Source organism: Porticoccus sp. (assembly GCF_041592135.1).
GTDB lineage: Bacteria > Pseudomonadota > Gammaproteobacteria > Pseudomonadales > Porticoccaceae > Porticoccus.
The window spans coordinates 1-5369 of sequence record NZ_JBFHQR010000147.1 but is presented as its reverse complement, the minus strand read 5'-3'; the positions used below and the strand labels follow the sequence as shown (position 1 = coordinate 5369).

Here is a 5369-nt window from a genome sequence, read left to right as displayed (position 1 = left end):
GCCCACCTGGGCCACACTGGACATCACCCGGAAGTCACAGGCCAGACAGACCTCAAAACCGCCACCCAGGGCAAAACCGTTGATGGCCACCACGGTGGGGAAAGGCAGCGACTCAATGGTGTTGAAGGCCTCGTTGGCGGGACTCAGGAAAGCCCGGCGCTCCGACTCGGAAGCCTTGAAGGCATCACCAAATTCAGTGATGTCCGCACCGGCAATAAAGACATTCTTGCCACTGGTCAACAACAGGCCTTTGACATCCGCCTGCCGACCCAGGATGGCCAGGGCTTGCAGCAGTTCTTTCAGGGTCGCCTGATTAAAGACGTTTACCGAACCCTGTTGGGCGTCGAAATGCAGTTCCACATAACCGGCTTTTAGCGGCTGCAGGCTGAGAGTATTCCCCTGGAACATAGGTGCTCCTCTTCTGGTCAGGTCGTGAGATCGGGCGGCCGCCAAGCGGGCCATAGGGCTAACTAAACAGGCATGGGATAGTAAGCACGGGATAACGGGCCAGCAAAGCGCTTTTGTGACCACCGAGTTCTGCCCACCCGCCTCTGTCTGGCAACTATAGACCACATTTTCGGAGCGCGAACTGCCGCGCCGTCAGGCCACCGGTTTGCCCAGCAGAATCACATCGGCGTGCTGGTACTCCAGCCGGGCGCCCCAGCTTTCAGACAGATAGTCAAAGGTAGCCCGGCTGAAAAAACTGATATGGGTGGGATCATTCTTGTAGTGCCAGTGCTCAAACGCATCCCGATCCCGCACCAGTTTGGTCATCAGGCCAAGCCAACCGCCGGGTTCGACCAGCGACCACAGTTGTGCCAGCACCGCACCCGGTTGCCCCAGGTGCTCCACCACTTCGGTGGCGGTGACAAAGTGGTAGCGGCGCGCCAATACCGCTGTATCCGGTGCGTAATAAAGATCGTAGATAGCCATCCGGTGACCGGCCTCTTCCAGCATCCGCGACAGGGTCGGACCCGGCCCCGCACCGAAATCCAGACCACAAGCGCCGGGGGTCAGTCGTGCCAGCAGGGGATCACCGAGGCGGCTGAGAAACTGACGGTAACCGGAATCTGAGGGGTCGTTTTGGTGCAGGTCGTAGTGGGCCTTTTCCTCCGCCGGAGGCAGATGCTGACCGGCGGGCACAAAGACCAGTTGGCAGCGCGGGCACTGGCAGTAATCCCGACGGCGATCCCGGAAGTAGTGCTGGGCGCCCGGCGCACCACAGAGCGGGCAACTCAGCTCAACGTCTTCAGCCATATTTTGCCCTCGGGAACAAGTCTGTTGCGCATCCGGGGATTCCCCCATAATCGCCCCTCTGAAAGGCCAGCCACAGGATCAACCTGATTATCGTCATGGAAAAAATTCAGCACCAGATCGCCACAGAAATCAACGTCAAACCCGCCCAGGTAGCCGCCGCCGTGCAACTGCTGGACGAGGGCGCGACGGTACCGTTTATCTCCCGCTACCGCAAGGAAGTCACCGGCGGCCTCGACGACACCCAGTTGCGTACCCTGGAAGAGCGTCTCGGCTACCTGCGCGAGCTGGAAGAGCGTCGCGGCAGCATTCTCGCCAGCATTGAGGAACAGGGCAAACTGACCCCAGAGCTGCGACAGGCCATCCTCGGCGCCGACACCAAAACTCGGCTGGAAGACCTGTACCTACCCTACAAACCCAAGCGCCGCACCAAGGGACAAATTGCCATTGAGGCGGGGCTGGAACCCCTGGCCGACGCCCTGTTCAACGACCCCGGCCTCGATCCGGAACAACTGGCCCAGGACTATATCAATGCCGAACTGGGCGTGGCGGACGGCAAGGCCGCCCTGGACGGCGCCAAATACATCCTCATGGAGCGCTTCAGCGAGGACGCCGACCTGGTCGGCCAGTTGCGCCGCTATCTGAAACAAGAGGCGACACTGAGCGCCGCGGTGCTCAGCGGCAAGGAACAGGAGGGCGAGAAATTCCGCGACTACTTCGAGCACAGCGAAGCGCTGAAAAACACCCCCTCCCACAGGGCGCTGGCCATGTTCCGCGGTCGCCGCGAGGGTATCCTGTCCGTCAAGGTGGATGTGACCACGGAGGCGACAGACGGCCACCCCTGTGAAACCATGATCGCCCGGCACCTGGATATCGAAAACCTCGGCCGCCCCGCCGATGCCTGGCTCGCCGAGGTGGTGCGCTGGACCTGGAAGATCAAACTGCACGTACACCTTGAAACCGACCTGCTGGCGGAACTGCGGGAGCGCGCCGAGGCCGACGCCATCACCGTCTTTGCCACCAACCTCAAGGACCTGTTGCTGGCGGCTCCCGCCGGCCAGAAAGCCACCATCGGCCTGGACCCCGGACTGCGCACAGGGGTCAAGGTGGCGGTGGTGGACAACACCGGCAAGGTACTGGATCACGGCGCCATTTTTCCCACCCCGCCGCAGAATAAAATCCGCGAGGCGGAAGCCACCCTGGTCAAGCTGTGCCAAGCCCACAACGTTTCCCTCATCGCCATCGGCAACGGCACCGCCAGCCGCGAGACCGAGCGCTTCGTCAAGGATGTCCTGAAAGATCACCCACAATTGTCGGCACAGCCGGTAGTGGTCAACGAATCCGGCGCCTCGGTGTACTCCGCCTCGGAATTTGCCGCCCGGGAGTTCCCGGACCTGGACGTGACCATCAGAGGTGCCATCTCCATCGCCCGCCGCCTGCAGGACCCGCTGGCGGAACTGGTGAAAATCGACCCCAAATCCATCGGCGTGGGTCAATACCAGCACGATGTCAGCCAGGTGGAGCTGTCACGCAGCCTCAACGCGGTGGTGGAGGACTGTGTCAACGCGGTGGGCGTGGAAGTGAACACCGCCTCGGCGGCGCTGCTCAATCGGGTGGCGGGGCTCAACCAGACCATCGCCGACAATATCGTCGCTTTCCGCGATGAAAACGGCCCCTTCAAAAGCCGTGCGGCCCTGAAAAAAGTGCCGCGACTGGGGGAGAAAACATTCGAACAGGCGGCCGGCTTCCTGCGCATTGCCAATGGCGACAACCCCCTGGACGCCTCGGCGGTACACCCGGAGAGCTATGCGGTGGTGGCGAAAATGGCCGGTGACCTGGACCAGCCGATCCAGTCACTGGTCGGCGACAGCGGCCTGCTGCGTGCCATCAAGCCCCAGAATTATGTGGACGAGCGCTTCGGCCTGCCCACCATCACCGACATTCTGAAAGAGCTGGACAAGCCCGGCCGCGACCCGCGCCCGGAATTCAAGACCGCCACCTTCAAGGACGGCGTGGAAACCCTCAAGGATCTGGCGCTGGGCATGGTGCTGGAGGGTACCGTCACCAACGTCACCAATTTCGGCGCCTTCGTGGACATCGGCGTCCACCAGGACGGCCTGGTGCATATCTCGGCGCTGGCGGAGAAATTCGTCAAGGACCCCAGGGAGGTGGTAAAAACCGGCGACATCGTCAAGGTCAAGGTGCTGGAGGTGGATATTCCCCGCAAGCGCATCGCCCTGTCCATGCGCATGGGCGATGAACCCGGCCAACAGGCCCCGCAGCGGGACCACCGGGACAAAAATCGCAACCACAAGAAAGCCCCGGTTCAGCACAATCAGACCCCAGCCGCCAAAACCGGCACCCTGGGTGCGCTGTTTGCCGAGGTGCTGAAGAAGCCCTGACAAGGCGGAGATAACAAAAAGCCAGTCTTTCTGAGGAATACAAAAAACCCGCCAAAAGGCGGGTTTTCATACAATGGCTCTGTAGCACACCTTAGCTGTGTGCGGGAACTAGGCTGAGACTGTTAAAGACGGTAGATAAGACCCCTACATACCTGCGGATGATATGTTCATCGACACCTACGCTACTGACGAAGTAGCCTGGCGACCAAACAACATTTTCTTTCCAATAGACTTTCGACAGCCAACTGAATGCCTTTCTCATATGAGACGCCGATCGGCCTTTCAATTCCCCCATCACCGCCGCGATTGAATATTTCGGAGGAATCACTATGACCATGTGCAGGTGGTCATGGTCGAAGCCGATCGTCTCTATCGACACGCCAGGCATACTTCGCAGTCGCTTCGGCAACACCTTCCGCAGATATTCCTCGACGAAAGGCTTCAGTATCCGCCGTCTGTATTTTGTGACCCAAATGACATGGTATTCGAGCTTATAGACACCATGGGACGAATATGTAACTTCCATTCGGTAACCATACAGACTGCGGGCTCATTCATCCACGGGTAAACCCGTGGTGTTCTGCCCGCTTCACGGTCGCGTACATAAAAAAGGCGGTCTATAAAGACCGCCTTTTTTGGAATGGTGGGGTGGCTGACGGGGATCGAACCCGCGACCACAGGAATCACAATCCTGTGCTCTACCAACTGAGCTACAGCCACCATTGGTTGTATTGTTGCGCACTAGACTGGATGGCGCACCCGGCAGGATTCGAACCTGCGACCGACGGCTTAGAAGGCCGTTGCTCTATCCAGCTGAGCTACGGGCGCTCAACACGTACGCTACAACAGTTCTCTAACTTAGGGCTTAGTGAAAGTGGTCGGGGAAGAGGGATTCGAACCCCCGACATCCTGCTCCCAAAGCAGGCGCGCTACCAGACTGCGCTATTCCCCGCCGTCACACAAGACCCCTCATTTCGAGAGCTGCGCATGATACTGGCGACAACCGGCTTCGTCAATCAAAAAGCCCCCGCCGCCCGCCGCGGGCAACTCCCTTCACAGGGACAGACCGAAGTGCGAAAATGCCCCCCTTTCGACAGCCTATCAGGAGCGTTCAGACCATGGCAGCACTCATCCTCGACGGCAAAGCCGTCGCCCAGCAAACCGAAGCGGAATTGAGTGAGCGCGTCGCCCGCCTGAAGGAAAAAAGTGGTGGTCAGGCCCCGATCCTGGCCACCATTCTGGTGGGCGGCGATCCCGCCTCCGCCACCTACGTGCGCATGAAGCAGAATGCCTGCCAGCGGGTGGGCATGGAATCCATCGCCGTGGAAATGCCCGATGCCACCACCACCGAACAGCTGCTGGCCAAAATCAATGAACTGAATGCCAATCCCAACTGCCACGGCATCCTGTTGCAACACCCGGTGCCGGAACAGATCGACGAGCGCCTCTGCTTCGACAGCATCGCCCCCGAAAAAGACGTGGACGGTGTCACCTGTCTCGGCTTTGGGCGCATGGCCATGGGGGAGTTTGCCTATGGCTCCGCCACGCCACAGGGCATTATGCGCCTGTTGGCCGCCTACGCTATTCCCCTGGCGGGCAAACACGCGGTGGTGGTGGGCCGCAGCCCCATCCTCGGCAAGCCGATGGCCATGATGCTGCTCAACGCCAACGCCACGGTGACCGTCTGCCACTCCCGTACGCGAGAGCTGCAGG

General features: G+C 60.2%; 5 protein-coding genes and 3 tRNA genes. 2 read left to right on the top strand and 6 right to left on the bottom strand.

What is annotated here, in order from left to right; genetic code table 11:
* Both ABY948_RS10975 and ABY948_RS10970 read right to left on the bottom strand, forming a co-directional pair.
* On the bottom strand, positions 1-408 hold a 408-nt coding region (locus ABY948_RS10975; RefSeq protein ID WP_461482577.1), incomplete at its 3' end, for an enoyl-CoA hydratase-related protein.
* 192 nt (positions 409-600) lie between these two features.
* On the bottom strand, positions 601-1257 hold the full coding sequence (locus ABY948_RS10970) for a class I SAM-dependent methyltransferase (protein ID WP_461482576.1): 657 nt from the start codon (positions 1255-1257) through the stop codon (positions 601-603).
* Between the two features lie 95 nt (positions 1258-1352).
* Here ABY948_RS10970 and ABY948_RS10965 point away from each other — a divergent pair, with 95 nt between their 5' ends.
* Positions 1353-3656, top strand: a complete 2304-nt coding sequence (locus tag ABY948_RS10965) for a Tex family protein (RefSeq protein WP_461482575.1) — start codon at positions 1353-1355, stop codon at positions 3654-3656.
* A 91-nt stretch (positions 3657-3747) separates the two neighbouring features.
* Here the strand turns inward: ABY948_RS10965 and tnpA are convergent, their stop codons facing one another.
* From tnpA to ABY948_RS10945, 4 genes are all read right to left on the bottom strand, one after another.
* On the bottom strand, positions 3748-4182 hold the full coding sequence (gene tnpA, locus ABY948_RS10960) for an IS200/IS605 family transposase (RefSeq protein ID WP_461482574.1): 435 nt from the start codon (positions 4180-4182) through the stop codon (positions 3748-3750).
* Between the two features lie 118 nt (positions 4183-4300).
* Positions 4301-4376, bottom strand: a tRNA-His gene (locus ABY948_RS10955).
* A gap of 31 nt (positions 4377-4407) precedes the next feature.
* A tRNA-Arg gene (locus tag ABY948_RS10950) sits at positions 4408-4484 on the bottom strand.
* Positions 4485-4531: 47 nt separating this feature from the next.
* Positions 4532-4608, bottom strand: a tRNA-Pro gene (locus ABY948_RS10945).
* 166 nt (positions 4609-4774) lie between these two features.
* Between ABY948_RS10945 and ABY948_RS10940 the strand changes: the two genes are divergently transcribed.
* Positions 4775-5369 (top strand): tetrahydrofolate dehydrogenase/cyclohydrolase catalytic domain-containing protein (locus ABY948_RS10940; protein ID WP_461482573.1); only part of this gene is annotated, 595 nt, incomplete at its 3' end.

Bases quoted from the DNA above. Each gene is read 5' to 3' on its own strand.
- tnpA (WP_461482574.1), bottom strand. From the start codon at position 4,182: ATGGAAGTTACATATTCGTCCCATGGTGTCTATAAGCTCGAATACCAT.
- ABY948_RS10965 (WP_461482575.1), top strand. From the start codon at position 1,353: ATGGAAAAAATTCAGCACCAGATCGCCACAGAAATCAACGTCAAACCC.
- ABY948_RS10970 (WP_461482576.1), bottom strand. From the start codon at position 1,257: ATGGCTGAAGACGTTGAGCTGAGTTGCCCGCTCTGTGGTGCGCCGGGC.